Here is a 26,125-nt window from a genome sequence, read left to right on the forward strand (position 1 = left end):
TTGTCCCTGGGGTTTCTTGTTCCTGGTCTACCAAGGGCTACCAATTAGGGTAAATGCTGACCAATAATAAGGATGAGTTAACTTTTGGTTTTCTGCATTTTGCAAAGCCTCTGGTAACGGATAAGTGTCGCGAGAACCGCGTAATTGACCATCTACTACTTCGACGTTACCGTTAATCATTGATAACTGGGCTTGTCGCATGGCTTCCGCTTTAATTGGGGCTGAACTTAGCTGGTTATAAAATTCAGTCATTAGGCCAAAAGTTCCCTCATCACTCACATACCAAAGAGACGCGATCGCAGTTTTCACTCCTGCTTGTAGGGCTAAACCAGCAAATCCTAATTCTGCTTCTGGGGAACCGACTGCGGTGCGGCAAGCGGACAGCACTAATAACTCCACTGGAGGATTAGTAAATCCTAACTGACGAATATCATCCAGATGCAACTTTTGATCCCATAGCTGAATATATGAATTGCTAATCTCTCCCGGTTCAAATTCTCCATGAGTCGCCATGTGAACAATCGGATATTGTTTATCCGCATATTGTGCTTGAATATTATTTAAGGTAAATTCCTGATTCATAAAAGAATCTCCATGACGAATTTGTTGGGTAATAGTTTGCAATTCTGCGGGAACTGCCGGTAAGGAATTTAAATCAGAAAATTCACTAGAACCCATGCCTAAAACCGAGGCATTTTGAATATTTTGATACCGGGTATCTGTGAGGCTAAGAGATGGCATCAGACCCAGGCTATATTTTTCTACCAGGAAATGTTCCCCGTCATGGATCGCTGCCACTGGCAAAGCCCGCAAACCCTGATCCATAATAAATGCGATGTTTTCAATTTGTTGAAGGTCTAATTCTTCTTTTAAGGGAGCAATTAACCATTGATAAAGCTGTTGGCCTGCTGGCAAATATTTTTTCTGGCGGCGATATCTCGGCGACGTGATATAATCGATAAAATTATTCGCCGTTGCGATCACTTCACCGCGAGTCGCTGACAGAGATTTTTTAATCGGATGTCCATTTGCGGTGACTAAGATTAACTCCAGAGGATCATTGTCAGAAATACCCGATCGAGAAGTGAAACCAAAACAGACATAAACTAAAGCCGGTTTTACCCCTGTTTCTGACTCAATTTGTTGAATAATATTTTGGGCTTCTGCTAAAGTCGTGGTTGCCGGAGAATTCACTTCACCAATATAGTCATTAAATCTTTGACTAAAAGCTTGTTCGATCGCCCCCATACCCGGATCCAAAATCGCCACTTTATCTGGTTGAGATATTTTTTCTGGGTCTAGGAGATCCTCCTCTTCTTCTGAATTGTTTGGTATATCAATAGCGATCGCCGCTTCCTCTGGGTCAACGATTTTCGGATCCAAAATCGCCACCTTTGGTGGTGGAGGTGGTGTAGTGACCACCGTTGCTGGTGGAGTGACCACCGTTGCTGGTGGAGTGACCACCGTTGCTGGTGGAGTGACCACCGTTGCTGGTGGAGTGACCACCGTTGCTGGTGGAGTGACCACCGTTGCTGGAGTGACCACAGATGATGATGAATTCACCGGAGGTGCTGGTGGACTGGGCGGAGGTTCCGAGTCTAGCTGGGGCGATACTGGAGTATCATCCACTGGGGCTGGTGCCACTGGAATCGGTTTTGCCTGCGGTTCTGGCTCTAGCTGGGGCGATACTGGAGTATCATCCACTGGGGCTGGTGCCACTGGAACCGTTGGGGTTTGTATATGAATATCGCCCTGTTCCACTGGACCAGGCAAAATAGACCCCAAGGGAATGGTATTATCGGCACTCGTGGTAATCACCCCTGCGGTGCCATTGGTGCTGGGATCTCCCACCACAAACGGGATATTTTGACTACCACCATCGTGACGGATAGTGATACTACCACCGCCATTTCCTCCCGCAGTAGAAATACTGGCAATTTGGCCATTTTGGTCAGTAAAACTATTTGTTGATCGGAAAAAGCGCCCAGTGGAAATATCAACATTGCCACCACTACCACTTGATCCACCTTGGGCATTAATAAATCCTACTTGAATATCGTTTTCTGGGTCGAGCAAAACATTCCCCGCATTGCCTACAATACCACTGCTATTTATATCCCCAGTCGTGATAGTGGTTTTGGCGATCGCGGTAATATCTCCCCCGGTTGTGCCAGTAGAAATTAAATTTCCGGTGGTGACAATTCCCGTGGGACTATTAACTGTAATTGCCCCGCCTACAGCTTCCGGGTTAGAACTATCAAGATTTCCGGCGGTAATATCACCCTGACGATTGCTTAAACTAATTTTACCGCCATTAGTTGTAATGTTATTTGTGGTTAGCTGATTCTGGGCATTCAAGATTACATTTGCACCCGTTGTGGTGATATCACGATTAAGCTGAATAGTGTTGGCGGTTGCCTGCAATCCACTGTTAATGATACTATTAGTAATCAGGCTATTTAAAGTCGTGTTATTCCCAATGGCACCTGTAAAAGCAATCGTGCCATTGCCTGCATTTAAAGTTAGTTTTTGGTTGCCATCAATTGTTCCGGTGAATAAGATATTTCCCAGCCCCGTACCACTGTCTAAAGTAATATCGTTACCGAGAATGGTATTGCCATTAATAAGGATGTTTTGGTTATTGGTAATAATCCCAGAATTGAGAGTTATATGATTACTGCTCAAATTCACTGAGGCATTATCGGTGCCAGTAATGATGCCATTGACGGCGATCGCACCATTCGGCGATCGTATTGTCACCGGATCGCTAAAGCTAATATTCCCTAAATTTACCATCCCAGTGCCATCACTTCGTCCAATGGTAATACTACTAAATCCATCAGATAAATTAGCGATTTCTGCGGCAGAAAGGTTAAAGGTTCCTGTTTCTCCTCCAATGTCAATGGTGGTGTTTGGATTAAATGGTTGTAAGATGAGATTACCTGGGCTAGTGAGGGAATTTTTCAGAGAAATTGTATCCCCGGTCAAAGTAATATCATTCCCAGCATTAATTTCTCCACTATTAGAAATTTCGCCATTATTAGCAGTAGCATTTAAACTGCCGCCACTGGTCATAGAATTATTGAGGGTAATATTATTTCCGCTTAAGTTAATATCTGACTCAGCATTAATTTCTCCACTATTAGAAATATTCCCACTAGCAGTAGCAGTTAAATTGCCGCCACTGGTGATAGAATTATTTAGCGCGATCGCCTGACCTGTTAAATTAATATCAGACTCAGCATTAATATTTCCACTGGTAATAATATTACCACTATTAGCAGTAGCAGTTAAATTGCCGCCACTGGTGATAGAATTATCGAGGGTAATATTATTTCCGATTAAGTTAATATCCGAATCCGCATTAATTACTCCATCAGCAGAAATATCGCCACTAGCAGTAGCAGTTAAATTGCCGCCACTGGTGACATCATTATCGAGAGTAATATTATTTCCGCTTAAGTTAATATCCGAGTCCGCATTAATAATGCCACTATTAGAAATATCACCATTATTAGCAGTAGCAGTTAAATTGCCGCCACTGGTGACATCATTATCGAGAGTAATATTATTTCCGCTTAAGTTAATATCCGAATCGGCATTAATAATGCCAGTAGTAGAAATATCGCCATTATTTGCGGTAGCAGTTAAACTACCGCCACTGGTGACATCATTATCAAGGTTAATATTATTTCCGGTTAAGTTAATATCCGAATCCGCATTAATAATGCCAGTATTAGAAATATCGCCATTATTTGCGGTAGCAGTTAAACTACCGCCACTGGTGATAGAATTATTTAGCGCGATCGCCTGACCTGTTAAATTAATATCTGACTCAGCATTAATATTTCCAATGGTAACAATATCACTATTATTTGCCGTAGCATTTAGACTGCCGCCTATATTAGAATTTCCTAAATTTACGGCGGTATCATTCGTGATTATGACATCAGCACCAACCCCATTGGTATTAACAGTTATGGCTCCGGTTGCTGCTAATTGATCTAAATTAATTCCCGCACCATTTTCTAATGTAGTAAAATTGCTATTACCATTAACTATGACCGTGCCACTATCCGTAATATTCCCGGTTGTTGTGGCAATATTTAAATTTCCACCCACCTGAGAATCCGCCAAATTTAACCCGGTGGCATTGGTGATATTTACATGAGCATTGCTGCCAGTTGTATTCAGGCTTACTGGGCCAGTTATCGATAATTGATCTAAAGTAATTGTGGCATCATTGCCCGTAGTGGTAAAACTGCTATTACCGCTAATATTAATCGCGCCAATATCGATAATATTCCCATCATTAGTAATCGCAAAATCACCAGTAATGTTAGTTGTTCCTAAATTAAAATTTTGATCTGTAATATTATTCAGAAATACGTTGCCAGTTACATTGTCAATATCTAATTGACTAACTTTTGTCACCAAAGGATTAAGCAGTTCTCCCACATTACCAGATACATTTAAAACTAAGGTGCCATTTCCCCCAATCGCGATATCTGTCCCATCAAACGGACTCGTAATACTGCCAGTATTCAAGGTTAAAATGCCATTATTACGAATCGTGATGCGATTATTAAAACTTAACGAACCACCGCTGATAGTCAGATCAAAATTATCGTTACTGAAATTAACCAATCCAGCAATATTAATTATGCCGGTGTCACCAGTGCGACCAATGGTTAGGGAATCAAATCCGTCAATTAACTGTAGTTCAGTCGTGCTTAAATCTAAACTGGGTGACTCATTATTTCCCCCAATTTCAATGGATTGGGTATTTGTGGCGGGTTGAAGTAATAAAATGCCACCATTAGAAGTAAAAATTGCCTCTGTCCAATCGATTTCATCAGCAGTTAGAGCAATTGAACCGCCAATACCGTTTAAGGAAGCAGAAGTTAATGAACCTAAAATATCAATCAGTCCACTCGTGCTGGTTAGCTTGATATTTCCGGCGGTTCCGCTGCCATTAGAATAAGAATCAATATTATTTGTGCGAATATCTCCTTTAGCTGTAAGCTCGATGTTACCCCCATCACCTTCATTAGAAGATGATTCGATATTTCCCTCGATTATATTAATGGCACCGTTGCCACTGGTTAGGCTAATGTCACCCCCAGTTCCGCTGCCTGCGGAATCAGAATAAATGTTACTGGTAATCAGAATATCGTCATCAGCATTCAGGGTAATTGAATTCCCATTGCCCTGATTTGAAGAAGAATTTAGCTCCCCAGTTTCAATGGCAGCATTGTTACTGGTCACGTTGATAGTTCCTGCGGTTGCTTCTTGGGAATAAGAAGAAATATATCCTGTGTTAATATTTCCCTCAGCAGTAAGCGTAATATCGCCTCCATTTCCTTGGTTAGAAGAAGCATCAATCGATCCGAGATTTATCACACCACTATTACTGCGAAGACTTATGTCACCCCCAGTTCCGCTGCCTGCGGAATCAGAAGAAATGTTACCGTTACCAGGGATAAGATTTTCATTCTGATCTAATCCAGCTAAAACAATATTCCCTTCAGCATTTAGTGCGATCGCACCCCCATCAAACAAGCCAGAAGAATTTAGCTCCCCAGTTTCAATGGCACCGTTATTACTGGTTAGATGAATATTTCCTCCTCTGCCTTCTGCCCCAAAAGAATAGATAAAATTGGTCAGAATATTCCCTTCAGCATTCAGGGTAATTGAATTCCCATTACCTTGATTTGAAGCAGAATCTATATCCCCAGTTTCAATGGCAGCATTGTTACTGGTCAATTTGATAGTTCCTGCTGTTGCTTCTTGGGAATAAGACGAGATATATCCTGTGTTAATATTTCCCTGAGCAGTAAGCGTAATATCGCCCCCATTTTCTTGATTAGCAATCGAATTCAGATAACCGTCATTGGTATTAATAAAACCGCTGGCACTGTGTAGGTTGATGCTACCCCCAGTTCCGCTGTCGTAGGAACCAGAATAAATATTACCGGGGATAGGAATTCCATAGCTATCCACTCCACCGGCAACAATATTCCCTTCAGCATTTAGCGCGATCGCACCCCCATCAAACAAGCCAGAAGAATTTAGATCCCCAGTTTCAATAGCACCGTTATTACTGGTGAAATTAATATTTCCCCCTCTGCCTTCTTGTCCAAAAGAATTGATATTATTGGTCAGAATATTTTCTTCAGCATTTAGCGCGATCGCACCCCCATCAGACAAGCCAGAAGCATCTAGATCACCAGTTTCAATGGCACGGTTATTACTGATTAGATTAATATTTCCCCCTCTGCCTTCTTGCCCAACAGAATTGATATTATTAGTCAGAATATTCCCATCAGCAATTAAATTAATTAAACCACCGTTAGATCCAGAAGAAGAACTCATAGGCTCAGAAATCTCAATATCACCGCCGTAACCATTGTTGGTATTAGTAATATTGATATGCTTACCCTGCTGTGTACTTACAGTGGCAAGTGTGATATTTCCACTTTCCCCCAGAGTGCCTAAAGTAATATCAATGTTGCCACCATTTAAACCGGCAATAGCGCTAATATTTGCCGGACCAGGATCGCGGTTATTCACATCAGCGCGATTATCATTTCCGCTTAAAATAATATTGGCACCAGTAGTATATGTAGTGATATGTGCATTAATATTAATACTACCACCGGCTCTTAATTCTAAGTTCTCGATAAATGAAAATGAATTAAGAATAATCGGTTCATTAACCGTAATATCGTTGTTTGCTTCTAAAATTACATCACCACTCAACCCTGTGATATTATCCGCATCAAAAGTGACATCAGCGGTAGGATTTTCTTTAAAAGCATTATTTAAATCTACGTTATCTGTACCACCATTGTCAATGATAATATTTTTTGGGTCAAAAAGAATTGTCCCAGGAGTTCCCTGATTCGCCGTAACATCAACAAAACCTCGGAAAATTAAATTTTGTTTTCCTGATACTTCTACAAAGCCACCATTGCCACCAAAATTACCACCTGTGGCGCTAATGTTCCCATGAAAACGAGTGGTTTTATCGGCCCAAACGATCGCACTCCCGGCATTTCCATTTTCTAAGGCATTCACCGAAATAGAGGAATTATTATTCACAAAAGTATGAGCGGCATTAGGCAAAGTGCCTTGTCCCTGAAAATTGCCCCCAATAAATACATTTCCTCCGGTATTGTTGCCACTGGCGTTAATATTGGCATCAACTAAAGCCACCCTTTCTCCTAATACCGCCACGGTTCCTGCTGCATTATTTGAAACATCAATATTGCCGGAAACAATTGTTACTCCCGTATCAGTGGGGACAGAAACTCCCGAACCTGTTAACTTAATGGTGCCATCATCATGGACAACCACTTGAGTCGCATCATGGACTTGTCCTCCTGTGAGTAATTCTGGCAAATTAGAAGGAGTAATGGTGTCTAAAGAATTCGGGCTAATTTCTAAACTCAGCAAATGTCCCGGTTGCGACAACTTCACCAAACTTTCTCCCGGAACGGCAGTAATAATAATATTTCCTCCCGGTGCCGAAAGACTGCCAAGATTTAAAACGCTGCTGCCCAATAATCCAAGCTGATGGCTGTGGGAAATACTCAAGTTGCCAAAATTTACTATAGCCCCATTGCCATCAAAGCGAAATACCGAAGGACTGCCGATTAACTCAGCCCAGTTATTGTTGCCAAAAGCATCAAACCAACCCTGATTAAATCCTATCCCGCTGGCAGTGGTAGCGATAAAATCAGCGGGAATATTCAGGGTAGCATTTGGCCCAAATACAATCCCCGCAGGGTTCATTAAAAATAAGTTAGCATTTCCCCCCGTGACTTGAATTAAGCCATTAATCATCGAAGCGTTGCCACCTGTGACTCGACTTAAAATATTAATAATCTCTGGATTAGATTGAAAAGTGGCGATTTGCCCAGAATTTAGGCCAAATTCCTGGAAAGAGTGGAATAAATTAGCCGGATCGCCACTAACTTGTCCCCCAGTAATGTTAAATTCATTGCCGTTAATTTCTACTTGGGTGCCGGTGCCGTCCGTTGCGGGGACAATGGGTTCTGCTAGGGTGATTGTCTGAGAAACAATGAAGGACAAAGACCCCAGGAGAAGGCTTTTCATGTAGAGATGATTTCCTGTTAGTCGCTTCATCACAGGTTGCTCCTGGCGAATTATGCTACTATTATGCGTAATTTCCCTGAATTTGTCCGCTAGAAAATTGCCTTTTTTGACAACCTTAATTATTTTTTCAGTTTCTTGAAAAAACTTTTTAAATTTTCTGCCAAAATGGCAACATGAACTGATAAAAATTACATAAAATGAGGGGGGGGTTTTTGTCAAATTGGGCGAAGCATTCGCGTAGATAACTTTTTGGTTTGTAGTAGAGATCGATCCGCGAATGCTTCGCCCTTGCAGGAATATTTTTGCCTGGGGTTCAGAAACCGGGTTTCTTAACTAAATCTCTGCTAACAGCAAAAAGTTTACGCAGAAACCCGGTTTCTTGTGGGTCGAAGTCGGGGGCGCAGAGATTTAGTTAAGAAACCGGGTTTCTTAACTAAATCTTGGCTAACAGCAAAAAGTTTATGCAGAAACCCGGTTTCTTCTGGGTCGAAGTTGAGGGCTAAGAAACCGGGCGCAGAAACCGGGTTTCTTAACTAAATCTCTGCTAAAAGTAAAAAGTTTACGCAGAAACCCGGTTTTTCCTGGGCCGAAGTTGAGGGTTAAGAAACCGGGCGCAGAAACCGGGTTTCTTAACTAAATCTCTGCTAACAGCAAAAAGTTTACGCAGAAACCAGGCTTTTTCTGGGCAGAATTGGGACACTACCAAGGGCTACCAATTAAGGTAAATGCTGACCAATAATAAGGATGAGTTAACTTTTGGTTTTCTACATTTTGCAAAGCTTCTGGCAACGGATAAGACCCACGAGAACCGCGTAATTGACCATCTACCACTTCGACATTACCGTTAATCATTGATAACTGGGCTTGTCGGATTGCTTCGGCTTTAATTGGGGCTGTTTCTAACGCTTTATAAAATTCAGTCATTAGGCCAAAAGTACCCTCATCACTGACATACCAAAGAGAGGCTAATGCCGTTTTTACTCCTGCTTTTACGGCCATCCCCGCAAACCCTAATTCCGCTTGTTCGTTGCCCACCGCTGTTTGACAAGCGGAAAGTACCAACAATTCCACCGCTGGATCTTGAAATCCTAACTGACGAATATCATTTAGGCGCAACTTTTGATCCCATAGCTGAATATATGAATGGCTAATATCGCCTGGTTCAAATTCTCCATGAGTGGCTAAATGAACAATGGGAGGTTGTTTTTCGGCATATTGTTGTTGAATATTATTGAGGGTAAACTCTTCATTCAAAAAGAATGATCCTTGGCGAAGTTGAGTAATGGTTTGCACTTCTGCGGGCACCGCAGGCAAGGGATTCAGATCGGAAAATTGGCTGGCTCCCATTGCTAACACTGAAGTATTTTGAATACTGCGATAACGCGGATCGGTTAAGCTCAACGAAGGCATCATTCCCAGGCTATATTTTTCCACCAGAAAATGTTCCCCATCGTGCAGCGCTGCCACGGGCAAACTGCGTAAACCCGAATCCATAATCAAGACAAGATTTTGGATTGCGTGATTGTCTAATTCTTTTTGGACTGGGGCAATTAACCACTGATGAAGCTGTTGGGCTGGTTCTAAATAGCTGGTACGGCGGCGATATCTTGGCGCGGTAATATAGGTGTTAAGATTCTCGGCGGTTGCTATCACTTCACCGCGAGTCACCGATAGAACTTTTCGACTGGGACGACCATCAGGGGCGACAAAGAGTAATTCTAAGGGGTCATTGTCCGTAGTTCCCTCTATAGAAGTGGGGGAAAAGCGGACATATAACAAAGCTGGTTTGACTCCAGTTTCGGCGTCAATGCGACGGATAATTGTCTGGGCTTCCCGGATCCCAAGGCTGCGAATGACTTCCGAAAGTTCAAGATGGATTTGGAATGCTTGGGTAAAGATCGCTTCAATTTCTGCTACCCCGAAATCAAACATGGCTGAGTCTTCGGTTTGATCGCCCAGTATTGCTTCTAGTTGTCGATCGCGAATATTTTCTGGTTTCAGTTCTGTTGCTGAGGCTGTTTCTAAGTTGGTGGCGATCGCCGTTGTTTCCTGGGGCAGCAAAACCTGCGACGTGCTAGACAACACGCGATCGCCTCCGTTCTCAGCCACCGATCCGGGGACTGCTACAGAGATACTGGAAGCCACTGGCACCTCTGGTGGAGGCGCTGGTGGGGTTGATGGCGTTGAAATTTCTGTCGATACAGGTGTCACCGATGAACTTTCAGAAATTACCGGGCTGGAAACTGCTGTTCCTGCTTGCGTTGCCGGTGTTGCGGATGCCGGTGTTGCGGATGGAACTGCGGCGGGTTCTGGTGCGATCGCCCCTGGTGCGACAGGAGTTTCTGGTGCGATCGCGGGTACTTGGATCGCCAACGGCCCAGTAACAGCCGGATTAGCAGGCGCCACCGGGATTCTTGCGTTGGTCGGTGTCGGTTCCGAGTCCAACTGCGGCGACACCATAGCATTGTCCGTTGGTGCGGCTGCCACTGGGAGCCCCGGTTGACCCGTTGATGTACCAGGGGTTGTTGGTGATGTACCAGGGGTTGTTGGTGATGTACCAGGGGTTGTTGGTGATGTACCAGGGGTTGTTGGCGTAGTTCCTGGTTCTGGTGTCACTGGTGGTTCAGCGGTAATCAACTGAATATTACCTTGTTGGGTTGGGCCAGGGAACGATGACCCCGAAGGCATGGTACTCGCGCCGGTATTAATCACCCCAGCAGTGCCATTAATGCTGGCATTTCCCACCACAAAAGGAGTATTTTGGTTGCCACCATCGTGAGTCAGAGTGATATTGCCACCACCTGTACCCCCGGCTGTGGAAATACTAGCAACTTGGCCATTTTGGTCAGTAAAAGTCTTGATTGCACGGAAAAATTTCCCGGTAATAATATTCACATTGCCACCAATGCCACTCGCCCCACCTTGGGCATTAATAAATCCTACTTGAATATCGTTTTCTGGGTCGAGCAAAACATTACCACCATTTCCCACCGTACCACTACTATTAATATCGCCGGTAGTGATACTGGTTAATGCTTGAACGGTAATATTTCCCCCGGTTGTGCCCGTAGAAGTTAAATTACCCGTTGTGGCAACTCCCGTCGAACTATTCACCGTAATCCCACCCCCAGCACCACTGGGATTAGAACTATTTAGATTTGCAGAAGTGACATCACCATTATTATTGGTTAAATTAATTGCTCCGCCACTGGTTGTTATATTATTTGTGGTTAACTGATTTTCAGCAGTTAAGGTGACATCAGCACCATTAGAAAGTACATCGCCTGCGATCGCAATATTATTAGCAGTTGCGGTAATTCCACTGCTAATTCCACTATTAACTGTGAGAGTATTTAAAGCCGTTGTCGCCCCAACAGCACCGGCAAAAGAAACGCTGCCAGTTCCCGCATTTAAAGTTAGGTCTTGGTTGCCATCAACTGTTCCGTTAAATGCGATATTTCCGGTTCCGGTTCCTGTATCTAAGGTGATATTGCTACCGATAATCGTATTCCCACCAATGGTAATATTTTGGCTATTAGTATTAATTCCAGCATTCAGGGCAATATTGCTGCTATTAAGCGTCACCGAGGCGTTATCGGTGCCAGTAATGTCGCCATTCACCGTTAATTCACCTGTTCCCGATTGGATTTTCACCGGATCGCTAAAGCTAATACTGCCGACATTTGCCGTCCCAGTCCCATCACTCCGACCAATAGTAATACTGCTAAATCCATCAGATAAATTAGCAATTTCGGCGGCAGAAAGGTTAAACGTTCCTGTTTCCCCACCTAAAGCAATTGTGGTGTTATTATTTAATGGTTTTAGAATGATATTACCGGGACTGCTTAAGGAATTGTTCAGGGCGATCGCATCCCCAGTCAAAGTAATATCAGTTGCCGCATTAATCACTCCACTGTTAGAAATTTCCCCATTATTTGCGGTGGCATTTAAACTGCCACCACTGGTGACTGAATTATTCAGGGCGATCTCCTTCCCAGTCAAAGTAATATCTGACCCAGCCGTAATATTTCCACTGGTAGAAATACCGCCAGTCGTTGCCGTCACATTTAACCCACCACCGACACTAGAAGCGGCTAAATTAACTGCGCTAGAATTGGCGATCGCTGCATCAGCCCCACTGCCATTCGTATTAACAGTAATTGTTCCCGGATTAGCCAGTTTGTCTAAAGTAATATCAGCCCCAATTGCTGAAGTAGTAAAACTGCTATTTCCCCCAACTGTAACCGTGCCACTACTCGTAATATTGCCCGTAGTTGCGGTGACATTTAAATTACCGCCTACGGTAGAAGTTGCTAAGTTTACCGCTGTAGGATTGGCGAGATTTGCATCACCACCTGCCCCCGTAGTATTCATACTAATGCTTCCGGTTCCTGACAACTGGTCAAGGGTAATATCCGCATCAGTTTGGGAAGTGGTAAAAGTTCGATTTCCGCCCACGGTTACAGTGCCACTATCGGTAATATTGCCAGTAGTTGCCGTCACATTTAACCCACCACCGACGCTAGAAGCGGCTAAATTAACTGCGGTAGAATTGGCGATCGTTGCATCAGCCCCACTGCCATTCGTATTAACAGTAATTGTTCCCGGATTAGCCAGTTTGTCTAAAGTAATATCAGCCCCACTTGCTGAAGTAGTAAAACTGCTATTTCCCCCAACTGTCACAGTGCCACTACTCGTAATATTGCCCGTAGTTGCGGTGACATTTAAATTACCGCCTACCTGAGAAGCGGCTAAATTAACTGCGGTAGAATTCGTGACAGTGGCATTGCCATTACTGCCCGTTGTATTGACACTAATTGAACCTGTTGAGGACAACTGATCTAAAGTAATAGTGGCATCAGGTTCCGTGGTAGTAAACGTGCTATTTCCTGCCACTGATACCACCCCACTATCCGTAATATTCCCACTGGCTGTAATGCCTAAGTTTCCGGGGATATTCACGGCACCTAAGTCAAGGGCTTGACCATTGTTAATAAACAGATTGCCTGAAATATTACTAATGGTGACATTGGGAACATTTGTCATTAAAGGATTTAGTGATTCACCTACATTCCCGGATATATTTAAAATTAAATTTCCCGTACCGCCAATTGTGACATCTGTCCCAGTTCCAGGACTGGTAATGCTACCATTATTCAGAGTTAAAATGCCATTGTTACGCAGAATCATGGGGTTATTAAAGGTTAACTGGCCGCCGTTTAAAGTCACGTCAAAAGTTTTGGGACTAAAATCCACTAGACCGGCAGTATTAATCGTTCCAGTACCATTACTGCGTCCAATAGTGAGACTGCTAAAACCATTAATTAACTCGAAATCTGTGCTGGTTAAATCTAAAGATCCAGCCCCAGCATCTGCCGTTCCTCCCAGGGCAATATTTTGACTGACGGTACTCGGTTGCAGAGTTAGAGAACCCGTGCCAGAAATGGTACTATTGACATCAATTTCATCGGCAATTAAAGTTAGAGGATTGCCTTGTGCATTTAATTGATCTGTAACCGTAATCGTGCCAGTTCCCGCTTGAATTGTTGTGGGACTGCCTATGGTGGCAACTGCCGAATGTCCCCCCATATTAATTTTGCCTGTGCCGTCAGAACGGCCAATTTTAATGGAGTTGAACCCAGCAGCTTGGATGGCGTTAAATGGGTCGAGTCCGAGACACAATGTAGTACCGGAACACATATAATCATCGGTAATTTCAATGGTGCGATCGCTCGTACCGGGTTCGACGATCAGACTATCGGTTCCTGGTTGACTGGCAGATATTGTTCCATCAATACTGAGTTGATCGGCGGTAAAAGTAACAGACCCTATAGTGATTCCACCAGAATAAAATAGGAACTCAATTGAGCCAGATCCGGCATTGATATTGCCCTTGACGGTGGCATTTGTCCCAGCCGCAAAGAAATCTCCCCCATTGGTAGAGATATTGCCGTTAAAGATAGCATTTGTCCCATCAACAGTAATATCTCCACCATTCGTAATAATATTTCCCAGAGTGACTTGATTTCTTGAAATATTGACTGCCCCACCCTGAGTCTGGATGGTATCAGAGGGATTCATGGAAAAATCACCAGTCCCGCTGTAATCAGAGTCGGAGCTAAAGGTGACTGACCCTCCTGTAGCAGTTTTTAGACTAAGAAGATTATCCGATAAATCATCAATTGTGATGTTATTGGTTGCCTCTAAAGAAATATCAGTATTGGTCAGTCCTTCTAAGGCCGTTTCCGAGATAGTGAAATCTCCAGTACCATCACTACCAAAAATTGATCCATCCCCTGTTACTTCGGCGTCATCAGCGCCACCACTGCCATTAGCGATCGTAATGTTGTCCGGATCTAATAATAAGCTGCCGGTGCTACCTTCTGGGGCGCTGGTGTCAACATCTCCTCGAAAGATTAAATTCTTTTTCCCGGAAACTTCGACCAAGCCACCATCGCCATTTTGATTGCCACCTTGGGCGCTAATTTCTCCATGAAACCGGGTAGTTTCATCAGCCCAAATAATCACTTGTCCGCCGTCTCCATTTTCTGTGGCATTGGCAGAAATTAGGCTATTTTTATTCACGAAAGTATTTGAAGCGTTGGGTACTTCCCCTTGACCTTGATATTCGCCTCCTACGAGAACTGTCCCACCGCCATTAGTCCCATTGGCATTTATATTAGTATCCACCAGGGCGACTTTATCCCCTAATACCGCGACAGTTCCCCCAGTAGCAGGGCTATTTGTACTGGTGTTCGAGACATCAATATTGCCAGAAGCTACGGCTACCCCTGGATCTGTAGGTATTCTTGACGTTGAACCCGTCAAACTAATGGTGCCGTCATTGTTAACAGTGACATGAGAAGCATGGGTAATTTGACCGCCTGTGAGTAAGCTGGGCAAGTCCAATGGTTGAAAGTTTTGGGGCGGTTGATTGCCGGAATTGTTGCAATTAGCGGTGGCACATAAGGGTAGTTCTAAACTTAATAAATGATTTTCTTGGTTGATGCGAACGAGGTTTTCTCCGGGCACTGCGGCAATAGTAATGTTGCCACCGGGAGAAGTGAGACTGCCTAGGTTGACGACTGTACCACCTAAGAGGGTTAAATTTTGCTCTGGGTTGAGGATTAAATTCCCGCTCTGGAGGATAGATCCTGGTTGAGAAATGGAAAAAGCAAAGGCTGAAGGTTCGCCGATTAAAGCGCTGTAGTTGTTGTTGCCAAAGGCATTAAACCAACCAGCATTAAAGCCAATACCCGTAGCGGTGGTGGCGGTGAAATCACCGGGAATATTTAGGGTGGCATTTGGGCCAAAAATTAATCCCGCAGGGTTGATTAAAAATAAATTAGAATTGCCGCCAGTTATTTGAATTAATCCATTAATAATCGAAGCGTTGCCCCCGGTGACTCTGCCGAGAATGTTGTTAATTTCTGGAGCGGAAATAAAATTAGCCGTTTGTCCGGCATTCAGCCCAAATTCTTGGAAGGAATGAAAGAGGTTCGCCCCATCCCCAGACCGTTGTCCCCCGGTAATGTTGTAGCTGTTGCCGGTTTGGTTGACTGCGGTGCCAGTGCCGTCAGTTGCAGGTGCGATCGCTTGTCCTAGGGTGATTGTCTGACAAAAAACCAAGGAAAAAGACCCCAATAAAATGCTTTTTATTATGTAGAGATGGTTTACTGTTGACAGCATCATCACCGATCGCTCCTCGCTAATTTTCTTAATATTATAGCTTACTTATACAAGACAGAGAAACCGGATTTCTTAATTAAATTTTTGCTAAAAGAAAAAAGTTAACGCAGAAACCCGGTTTCCTCTGGGTCTTGGGGGTTCAGAAACCGGGTTTCTTAACTAAATCTTGGCTAAAAGCAAAAAGTTGACGCCGAAACCCGGTTTCTTGTCCCTGGGGGTGAGAAACCTCTTTGCTCTGCCCAGAAACCGGGTTTCTTGAGACAACCTTTGCCACCAACCAACAACTTTCATAGAAACCCGGTTTCTTGTCCCTGGGGTTTCTTGTCCCTGGGGGGTGAGAAACAGGGAGAGGTGAGAAACCGGGTTTCTTTAAACAACCTTTGCCACCAACCAACAACTTTCATAGAAACCCGGTTTCTTGTCCCTGGGGTTTCTTGTCCCTGGTCTACCAAGGGCTACCAATTAGGGTAAATGCTGCCCAATAATAAGGATGAGTTAACTTTTGGTTTTCTGCACTTTGCAAGGATTCAGGTAAGGTATAAGTGCCGCGAGAACCGCGTAATTGACCCCCTTCAATTTCCACATTACCGTTAATCATTGATAACTGTGCTTGTCGCATGGCTTCCGCTTTAATTGGGGCAATTCCTAACTGTTTATAAAATTCAGTCATTAGGCCAAATGTACCCTCATCACTGACATACCAAAGAGAGGCGATCGCAGTTTTCACTCCTGCTTGTACGGCTAACCCAGCAAAGCCTAATTCTGCTTCTTCATTGCCCACCGCAGTCTGGCAAGCGGACAACACTAACAAATCCACTGCTGGATCGTGTAAGCCTAACTGACGAATATCATTTAGACCCAACTTTTGATCCCAAAGTTGAATATATGAATTGCTCAAATCTCCGGGGTTAAATTCTCCGTGAGTGGCCAAATGAACAATAGGATATTGTTTCTCGGCGTGTTGTTTTTGAATATTTTGCAGGGTAAAGTCCTGATTCAAGAAAGATGCTCCCTGGCGAATTTCTTGGGTAATAATTTTCATTTCGGCGGGCACCGCAGGCAAGGGATTGAGATTGGTAAATTCACTGGCTCCCATTGCTAAAACTGATGCATTTTGAATATTTTGATAGCGGGTATCCGTCAAGCTGAGAGAAGGCATCATGCCCACACTATATTTTTGCACCAAAAAACTCTCGCCATCATGGAGGGCGGCGATCGGTAAGGTTCGCAAACCCACATCCATAATAAAGGCAATATTTTGGATTTCTTTGGCGTCTAATTCCTCGGTTAATGGGGCAATTAACCATTGATAAAGATTTTGGGCTGGTTCTAAATATTTGGTTTGGCGGCGATATCTTGGCGCGGTGATATAAGTAATCAAATTATCGGCATTGTCCATGACTTCGCGACGAGTCACCGGCAAGACTTTTCTCACCGGACGACCATCAGCCGTCACTAAGATTAATTCCAAGGGGTCATTGTCTGTATTTCCGGCCAAAGAAGTGGGGGCAAAATAAACATATAACAAAGCAGGTTTGACCCCAGTTTCTCCTTCAATATTACGGATAATATTTTGCGCTTGTGGCAGGCTAACATTGACCTGCTTCGACTCGCCAATGTGGTCGCTAAATGCTTGAGTAAAGCTATTTTCAATTTCCGCTACCCCTGGATCGACAATGGCGACTTCTTGAGGACTCGCCAGATTTTCCGGTGTGATTTGCCGGACGTTTTCTTCTTCCTCTTCTTCGGTTTCTGAAGGTGAGTCTAATTCAGTGGCGATCGCCCCTACTTTTTCTGGTGGCAAAATCGATCGCGGTTCTGGTTGTACTCTTTCTGAAATTGGCACAGAAATCGGCGAATTTTTTTCCGGTTCCAGTTCTACGGATATGGGTTCTAAAGTGATTGGTGCCACTTCTGGAGTAGCCGCGATCGGCTCTGGTGCCACTTCTGGAGTAGCCGCGATCGGCTCTGGTGCCACTTCTGGAGTAGCCGCGATCGGCTCTGGTGCCACTTCTGGAGTAGCCGCGATCGCCTCTGGTGCCACTTCTGGAGTAGCCGCGATCGCCTCTGGTGCCACTTCTGGAGTAGCCGCGATCTCTTCTGCTCCCCCGCTCCCCGGCTCCTCTGCTCCCCCGTCCGGTTCTGGGTCTAACTCCAACGATAAGGGCATATCATCCCCTGACGCTGGTGCCACTGGGGTTTCATCCACGGCTGGTTCTTCCACCACAGGCGGTTCTTCCGCAGGCGGTTCTTCCACGGGCGGTTCTTCCACGGGGGTTTCTGGTTCAGCGGTAATCACCCGAATATTCCCTTGTTCCAGCGGGCCGGGGAACGAGGAACCTAGCGGGATCGTATTATTTGCCCCAGTGGTAATCACCCCAGCAGTGCCGTTGGTCGTGGGATCGCCCACCACAAAGGGAGTATTTTGACTGCCCCCGTTGTGACTGAGACTCACATTGCCACTTCCCCCAGCCCCGGCAGTAGAAATACTGGCAACTTGGCCATTTTGGTCGGTAAAAGTATTATTAGCGCGGAAAACGCCCCCAGTGACAATTTCAACATTGCCACCGCTGCCTCGTAAACCCCCTTGAGCATTAATAAAGCCAACATCAATAAAATCCTCTGGGTCGAGTAAGACATTCCCGCCATTTCCTACCGTACCGCTGCTATCAATATCCTCAGTGGTAATACTTGTTAATGCCTGAACGGTAATATCGCCCCCGGTTATCCCCGTAGAGGTTAAATTTCCGGTGGTGACAACTCCGTTGGGACTATTTACAGCGATCGCACCGCCAGTCCCATTAGGATTAGAACTATCCAAGTTGCCCACCGTCACATCACCAACCGGGTTGGTTAAACTGATTAAACCCCCACTGGTTGTAATGTTGACGTTATTAGTAATTAGCTGATTATTGCCGGTTAAAATTACACTAGCACCGGCAGAATTGATATCGCCATTTAATTCAATGGTATCCGCAGTGGCTTGTAATCCACTATTAATCAAGCCGGTAACAGTTAAACGATTTAAAGGGGTGAGATTACCCAGAATTCCCCCAAAAGAAACGCGACCAGTTCCGGCATTTAACGTCAGCGTCCGGTTGCCATTAATCGTTCCGGTAAATATGATATCCCCAGCCCCCGCGCCAGTATCCAAAGTAAGATCGTTGTTGAGAATCATATCTCCAGCGATCGCGATCGTTTGGTTGTTGGTACTAATCCCGGCATTTAAGAACAGATTACTGGTGTTAAAATTCACCGTAGCATTATCGATCGCAGTAATCGTTCCGTTGACCGTTACTTGCCCTGTTCCTGATTGAATTGTCACCGGATCGCTAAAGCTAATCGCCCCTAAATTTACCATCCCAGTTCCATCACTGCGACCAATAGTAATACTGCTAAATCCATTAGATAAATTCGCGATTTCTGCCAGAGAAATGTTAAAGGTTCCGGTTTCACCTCCAATTTCAATGGGAGTATTTTGATTAAATGGTTGTAAGATTAAATTGCCTGGACTGGTGAGAGTATTATTTAAGGCAATAGTATCGCCAGTAAAAGTGATATTACTGGCGGCATTAATCGCCCCGGTGGTAGAAATGCCGCCATTATTTGCCGTGACATTTAAAAGACCGCCACTGGTTAGGTTATTGTTGAGAGAGATAGAATTTCCCGTCAGGGTAATATCTGTCCCCGCTTCAACAATTTCCGTAGAAATATCGCCATTATTTGCCGTGACATTTAAAAGACCGCCACTGGTTAGGTTATTGTTGAGAGAGATAGAATTTCCCGTGAGGGTAATATCTGTCCCCGCTTCAACAATTTCCGTAGAAATATCGCCATTATTTGCCGTGACATTTAAAAGACCGCCACTGGTTAGGTTATTGTTGAGAGAGATAGAATTTCCCGTGAGGGTAATATCTGTCCCCGCTTCAACAATTTCCGTAGAAATATCGCCATTATTTGCCGTGACATTTAAAAGACCGCCACTGGTTAGGTTATTGTTGAGAGAGATAGAATTTCCCGTGAGGGTAATATCTGTCCCCGCTTCAACAATTTCCGTAGAAATATCGCCATTATTTGCCGTGACATTTAAACTACCGCCCACCGTAGAACTGCCTAAATTTACTGCATTAGCACTGGTAATATTAGCATCAGCCCCAGCGCCATTAGTATTGACCGTAATTATTCCCGGTGTTGCTAGTTGACTTAAAGTAATATCTGCCCCAATTGCAGTAGTCGTAAAAGTGCTATTTCCCCCAATGGCGATCGGGCTATTCCCAGTAATATTGCCATTTGCTGTAATTTCTAAATTACCGGAAATGTTAGCCGTTCCTAAACTAAGAGTTTGGCCGTTATTCACAAACAAATTTCCTGTAACATTATTAATATTTATTTGGCTAACATTTGTCTCCAAAGAATTCAACGAATCGCCCACACTTCCCGATGTATTTAAGACTACAGTACCATTAGCGGCGATCCTGATATCTGTCCCGGTAAAAGGGCTGGTAATGCTACCAGTATTTAAAGTTAAAGTCCGATTATTACCCAAGGTAATGCCGTCATTAAACGACACCGCCCCACCCTGTAAGGTCAGGTCAAAAGTCTGGTTACTTAAATTAACGGGACTGGCAATATTAAGCGCTCCCGTGCCACCCGTGCTACCAATTGTCACCCCATTAAATCCACTGATTGACTGAAGTTCTGCTTCGGTTAAATTCAAACCCGGTGACTGGTTAATCCCACCGATTTCAATTGGTGAGTTATCGATTATTGGTTGCACAAGTAAGCTGCCATTACCGGATATTGTCCCATTGATATTTAATTCCCCAGCAGTGATTTGTGGGTTGGAATTAACAAAGGTGACGTTACCGTTATATTCTTGAGTGCCAAGAGTGGTGACATTGCCATTAATACTTGTGTTTTGTCCTAATATGTTAAGACTATTCAGACGGGTATTATTACCAACGGCGCCACCAATATTAACATTGCCAGTCCCCGCATTTAGGGTTAAATTGTAACTCCCGTCTATAGTTCCCTGAAAATCAATAGTACCAGATCCACTATTCAAAGTAGCATCAGCCCCTAAAGTGGTGTTGCCGATAATGCCGATGTTTTGATTGTTAGTAGTAATATCGGCATTTAATGTTGTTGGGCCGATGAGAGTCACAGAAGCGTTATCATTTCCCAAAATTTGAAAATTGTTTGTAATCGAACCACCGGGAGACTGAATCGTCACTGGGTCTGAAAATCCTAGACCGGAAGTTGGCCCATCGATAGTAATGGCACCCGTACCGTCAGCCCGTCCAATAGTAATAGAATTAAAACCGTTTTGAATATTAGCTAATTCTGACTCGGTTAAATATAAAATCCCTACTCCAGTACCTCCAGACCCTCCCAGGGAAATATTTTGCCCCACGGTGGTAGGTTGCAGAGTTAGACTGCCCGTACCAGAGATACTACCTACATTGTTAATATTAATTTCGTCTGCTGTGAGAGTGAGGGCATTATTTCCAACAATTAAAGGAGCATTTATTTCAATTGACCCCGTTCCACCCTGAATAATTGTAGTTGTGCTTAAAGTGAGAGAAGGAGCGTTGCCGCTAATTTCAATAAAGTTTGTGGCATCAGTACGACCAATAGTAATCGAGTTAAATCCCGCATTTTGCAGTAAATTGAACTCGCTATTACCGCTAGAGTTGCTGTCCAGACATAAGAAGCCTGGACTACATCCGGTAGAATTGTTAATATAAATACCCTGATTGCTGTCCCCTTGCTGAATGACTAAATCTAGTCCGGTTTGAGTGGTGGATATAGTATTGGTATCTAAGTTAATATCATTGGCCGTAAGGGTGACATAATTGCCAAATTGAACTGTCGGCGGACTATTAGCCCTTCCTGCTCTGCGTAAGTCAATAAAACCAATTCCCGCATCAATATTTCCATTGACGGTAATGGTGCTGTTGCTGCCAGTTTCCGCGATGAAATTTCCCCCATTGGTGGTGATATTTCCCAGATTAATTTGATTTCCTGTGCGGGAAGAATTACCCGCTGAAATTGTGATATCTCCTCCCTGTGTCACGATCGCATCCGCAGGATTCATAGTAAAATCACCGACTCCATTAAAATCAGCATCGGCGATCAAACTCACTGATCCAGCAGCACCCATTTGCAGACTCAGGGTATTGTCTGATAAGTCTTCAATAGTGATATTGTCGGCGGCTTCTAAAATAATACTACTATTAGCCCCGATCGCTTCTAATGCCGTTTCAGAAATAGTGTAATTTGCGCCTGCGGTGAGCGTATCATCGAAAATGACTCCTTCGGGATCGCCAAAAGGTTCACCCGCATTCAATTGGTTATCATTAGGCGCACCACTGCCATCAACAATGGTAATATTATCTGGGTCTAATAATAAAGTGCCGGTGCTACCTTGGGGGGCGCTGGTGTCTACCTGACCTCGGAAAATTAAATCTTGTTTGCCGGAAACTTCAACAAAGCCACCATTGCCATTTTGACTGCCACCTTTGGCGCTAATTTCTCCATGAAACCGGGTAGTTTCATCAGCCCAAATAATGACTTGTCCCCCGTCGCCATTTTCTAAAGAATCCACAGAAATCAGCGTATCTTTACTGACGAAAGTTTCTGAAGCGTTGGGGACTTCTCCTTCGCCGCGATATTCTCCTCCGACTAAGACCACACCGCCATCATCAATCCCACTGGCGTTAATAAGGGCATCGACTAAGGCAACTTTGTCCCCTAATACAGCGATCGCGCCCCCAGTCCCATTGCCATTCGTGCTGGTATTTGAGACATCAATATTACCGGAAGCCACGGTGACACCGGGATCTGTGGGTATTCTTAGGGTTGAACCTGTGAGGCTGATGGTGCCGTCATTGTTAACCGTCACGTTGGAAGCATGGGTGATGTGACCCCCAGTGAGTAAGCTGGGCAAGTCTAAGGGCTGAAAGTTTTGCGGCGGTTGGTTAGGGGAATTGTTGCCCGTGGGTGAGGTGGGAATTTCTAAGCTGAGGAGATGGTTTTCCTGGTTGATGCGAACCAGGTTTTCTCCCGGTACGGCAGCAATGGTGATATTACCACCGGGAGAGGAAAGGGTGCCTAAGTTGACGACTGTTCCCCCCAAGAGGGTTAGCTTTTGTTCGGGGTTGAGGCTGAGGTTGCCTTCATTGAGAATAGCCCCCGGTTGGGAGAGGGAAAAGGCAAAGGTGGAGGGTTCGCCCACTAAGGCGCTGTAGTTGTTGCTGCCAAAGGCGTTGAAGGCTTCTGAGTTAAAGCCAATGTTGGTGGAGGTGGTGGCGGTGAAGTCCCCTAAAACGTTGAGACTGGCGTTGGGGCCAAAAATAATGCCCGCAGGGTTCATTAAGAATAGGTTGGAGTTGCCCCCGGTGACTTGAATTAAGCCGTTAATAATAGAGGCGTTGCCCCCGGTGACTCTGCCAAGGATGTTGTTGATTTCTGGAGAGGAGAGAAAGTTGGCGGTCTGTCCCGCGTTGAGGCCAAATTCTTGGAAGGAGTGGAAGAGGTTCGCCCCGTCCCCAGACCGTTGTCCCCCGGTAATGTTGTAGGTGTTGCCGGTTTGGTTGACTACGGTTCCAGTGTTGTCAGCAGCAGGAATAGGTGCGGTTTGCGCGATCGCATTTTCGCCCATAATGCCACAAATTACATTGATTGCCCCCAGGATTCCATAAAATATGACCAAATTTTTAGTCTTCCGAGTTATTAGTTGGGCTTCAGCCTTCCCAGTTTGTCGCTGTTGATGGTAGTTCATTGGTTACCCTCTTGTCATTATGAGTAATGCCATAAGCGATCGCCTACTTGTGTTCTGAAGAAATCATCATGGTATTGCTTTAAAACCTTTGTCCTTATGACCAATGAGTTTCATTAGCCATTTCCACAAAGATTTTATTAATTTTCCGTAAGAGATTTTACTTATGAATCTTAAAAATCCTGATTACATTCCATTATAGATCACGATTTTAAAAAATTATTAAAATAGACAAGAGTGCAAAATTATCAAAAGCCCCCGTTAAAAAGGGGGGTTGGGGGGATCGCTTCGGTATGAAAGCCAGAATTGTCTAATATGTCTATTAAGTGCCGATAAGGGCGAAGCATTCAGGTAATTATCTTTCTGGTTAAAACCGATAATTAACTGCCGATAAGGGCGAAGCATTCGGGTAATTATCTTTCTGGTTAAAACCGATAATTAACTGCCGGTAAAGGCGAAGCATTCAGGTAACAACTACTGTTAAAACAAGCAAGTTAACTGCCCGAATGCTTCGCCCCTACAGTTATACCAAGCCTGAAAAATTGTTGCTACAATTACGAAATTCATTTGGGCATTAGTAGGGGATTTTCCGTGGCGGTGGTTGCCCCGATACCCTACGGTTGCATGAATTTTTGTAAATGGTATTATACAGATTTTAGCTAAATTGTTGGGCATAAAATCGCGCATAACGCCGTCCTTTTTCCAGCAGTTCTTGATGGGTTCCAGATTCAATGATGCGCCCCTGTTCTATGACTAAAATGCGATCGCATCGTCGGACTGTGGCGAGACGGTGGGCAATAATAAATACGGTGCGCTCATGCATCAATCTTTCGATTGCTTCTTGTACCAAGGCTTCTGATTCTGAATCTAAGGCCGAAGTTGCTTCATCTAAAAGTAAAATTTGCGGATTTAATAAAACAGCGCGGGCGATCGCAATTCTTTGGCGCTGACCCCCGGATAAATTAACGCCTCTTTCCCCTACCTGAGTATAATATCCATCGGGTAATTGACAAATAAATTGATGAGCATTCGCTGTATGTGCCGCTGCTTCTACGGCATTTAGATCATAATTGTGTTGACCAAAAGCAATATTTTCGGCAATAGTGCCAGAAAAGAGCATAGTTTCCTGGGGAACAATGCCAATTTGACGGCGTAAACTAGGAATTTTTACATCGCGAATATCAATCCCATCAATTAAAATTTGTCCCCCTTGCACATCATAAAATCGGGGTAATAAATTCACCAAAGTAGATTTACCAGCCCCCGAAGCCCCCACCAGAGCGATCGCCTCTCCTGGTAATACCAATAAATTCAGATTTTCCAGCACTGGGTAACCGGGATGATAGGCAAAAGTCACATTTTTATATTCCACCTGACCCTTAACTGGAGGTAAAGCGATCGCAGTAAGGGATTTTTCCTTTACTACTGGTTGAATAGCTAACAGTTCAAACACGCGATCGACGGAAGCTTCTCCTTGTTTAAACTCATTATAATTACTGGTAGTAATAGAAATCGGATCAATTAATAACGCCACCGCTGTGGCATAACTAACAAATTCACTCCCGGTCAAATTGCCTTGAGAAATTTGCCAACCCCCCAACAAAAATAGCAACAAAACGCTGAGGGCTTCTAAAAAACCAATCACGGGAAATTGAATCGCTTTAAGACGTTCAGCGGCATATTTGGCTTGGCGGTTGCGAATAGCCACTTCCCGAAATTTACTTAAGCTATATTCTTCAGCGGCAAAAGCTTGGACAACCCGAATACCGCTAAAAACCTCTGTCACCAAAGCGGATAAGTCAGAAATCCGATTTTGACTGTGGTGCGAAAATACCCGCAGGCGATCGCCAAACCAACCAATCAACACCGCCATCACTGGGGCAATAATTAATGTGGCAATCGTTAGCTGCCAATTGAGATAAATCATATATCCCAACAACACCACCAACTGCAACACACAAGGAACAAACTGATGAAAAACTTTATTTACTACTTCGCCAGTGCGATCGATGTCCTCCGTGAGGCGATAGGACAAGTCGCCAGTTTTGGCCCTAGCAAAATAACCTGGACTTAAATTCAATAAATGAGCATAAACTCGTTGGCGCAGATCCAAGGTCAAATCGAGGGCAGCTTTGGCCATCAACGCATCTTGACCATATTGTGCAGCACCGCGCAGCAGAAAAATCACCGCCGCCAGTCCCGCAACTTGGGCGATCGCGCTGACTTTTCCCTGACCAATCAATCCGGCAATTTGCCCTGCTAATTGGGCTAAAATCGGCCAAAAACAAGTAAATGCCAGAGTACAAATCAATGCTTGAGTAATGGTTTGCCAATGGCGGCGTAAATAGGGCAACAATTGCCAGTAGCTAGATCGCAATTTCACAGGAATTATCAGTCATCATCATATCGGCATCTATGATTATCAATGATAATCGATCGATTCGATCCGGCAATTCATATTTCACCGGATATTTCACCGGATATTTCACCGGATATTTAATCGGATATTTCACCGAATATTCCACCGGATGCTAG

At 44.2% G+C, this 26,125-nt stretch carries 5 protein-coding genes; all 5 read right to left on the reverse strand.

Annotated elements, in window-relative coordinates; all coding sequences use genetic code 11:
- Window positions 1–27: 27 nt before the first annotated feature.
- Window positions 28–8,151, reverse strand: a complete 8,124-nt coding sequence (locus ABWT76_RS00080; protein ID WP_354635438.1) for a CHAT domain-containing protein — start codon at window positions 8,149–8,151, stop codon at window positions 28–30.
- Window positions 8,152–8,820: 669 nt separating this feature from the next.
- Window positions 8,821–15,750, reverse strand: coding sequence for a CHAT domain-containing protein (locus tag ABWT76_RS00085; RefSeq protein WP_354635439.1), 6,930 nt, complete (start codon window positions 15,748–15,750; stop codon window positions 8,821–8,823).
- Window positions 15,751–16,255: 505 nt separating this feature from the next.
- Window positions 16,256–23,593 (reverse strand): CHAT domain-containing protein, encoded by a 7,338-nt coding sequence (locus tag ABWT76_RS00090; protein WP_354635440.1) that lies wholly within the window; start codon window positions 23,591–23,593, stop codon window positions 16,256–16,258.
- 652 nt (window positions 23,594–24,245) lie between these two features.
- On the reverse strand, window positions 24,246–25,973 hold the full coding sequence (locus ABWT76_RS00095; protein ID WP_054467102.1) for an ABC transporter ATP-binding protein: 1,728 nt from the start codon (window positions 25,971–25,973) through the stop codon (window positions 24,246–24,248).
- Complete coding sequence (locus ABWT76_RS00100) at window positions 25,957–26,103, reverse strand: hypothetical protein (RefSeq protein ID WP_190878165.1); 147 nt, start codon at window positions 26,101–26,103, stop codon at window positions 25,957–25,959. Before ABWT76_RS00100 ends, ABWT76_RS00095 begins: the two co-directional genes overlap by 17 nt.
- Window positions 26,104–26,125: the final 22 nt, after the last annotated feature.

Origin of the sequence: Planktothricoides raciborskii GIHE-MW2, assembly GCF_040564635.1 — a bacterium.
Lineage (GTDB): Bacteria > Cyanobacteriota > Cyanobacteriia > Cyanobacteriales > Laspinemataceae > Planktothricoides > Planktothricoides raciborskii.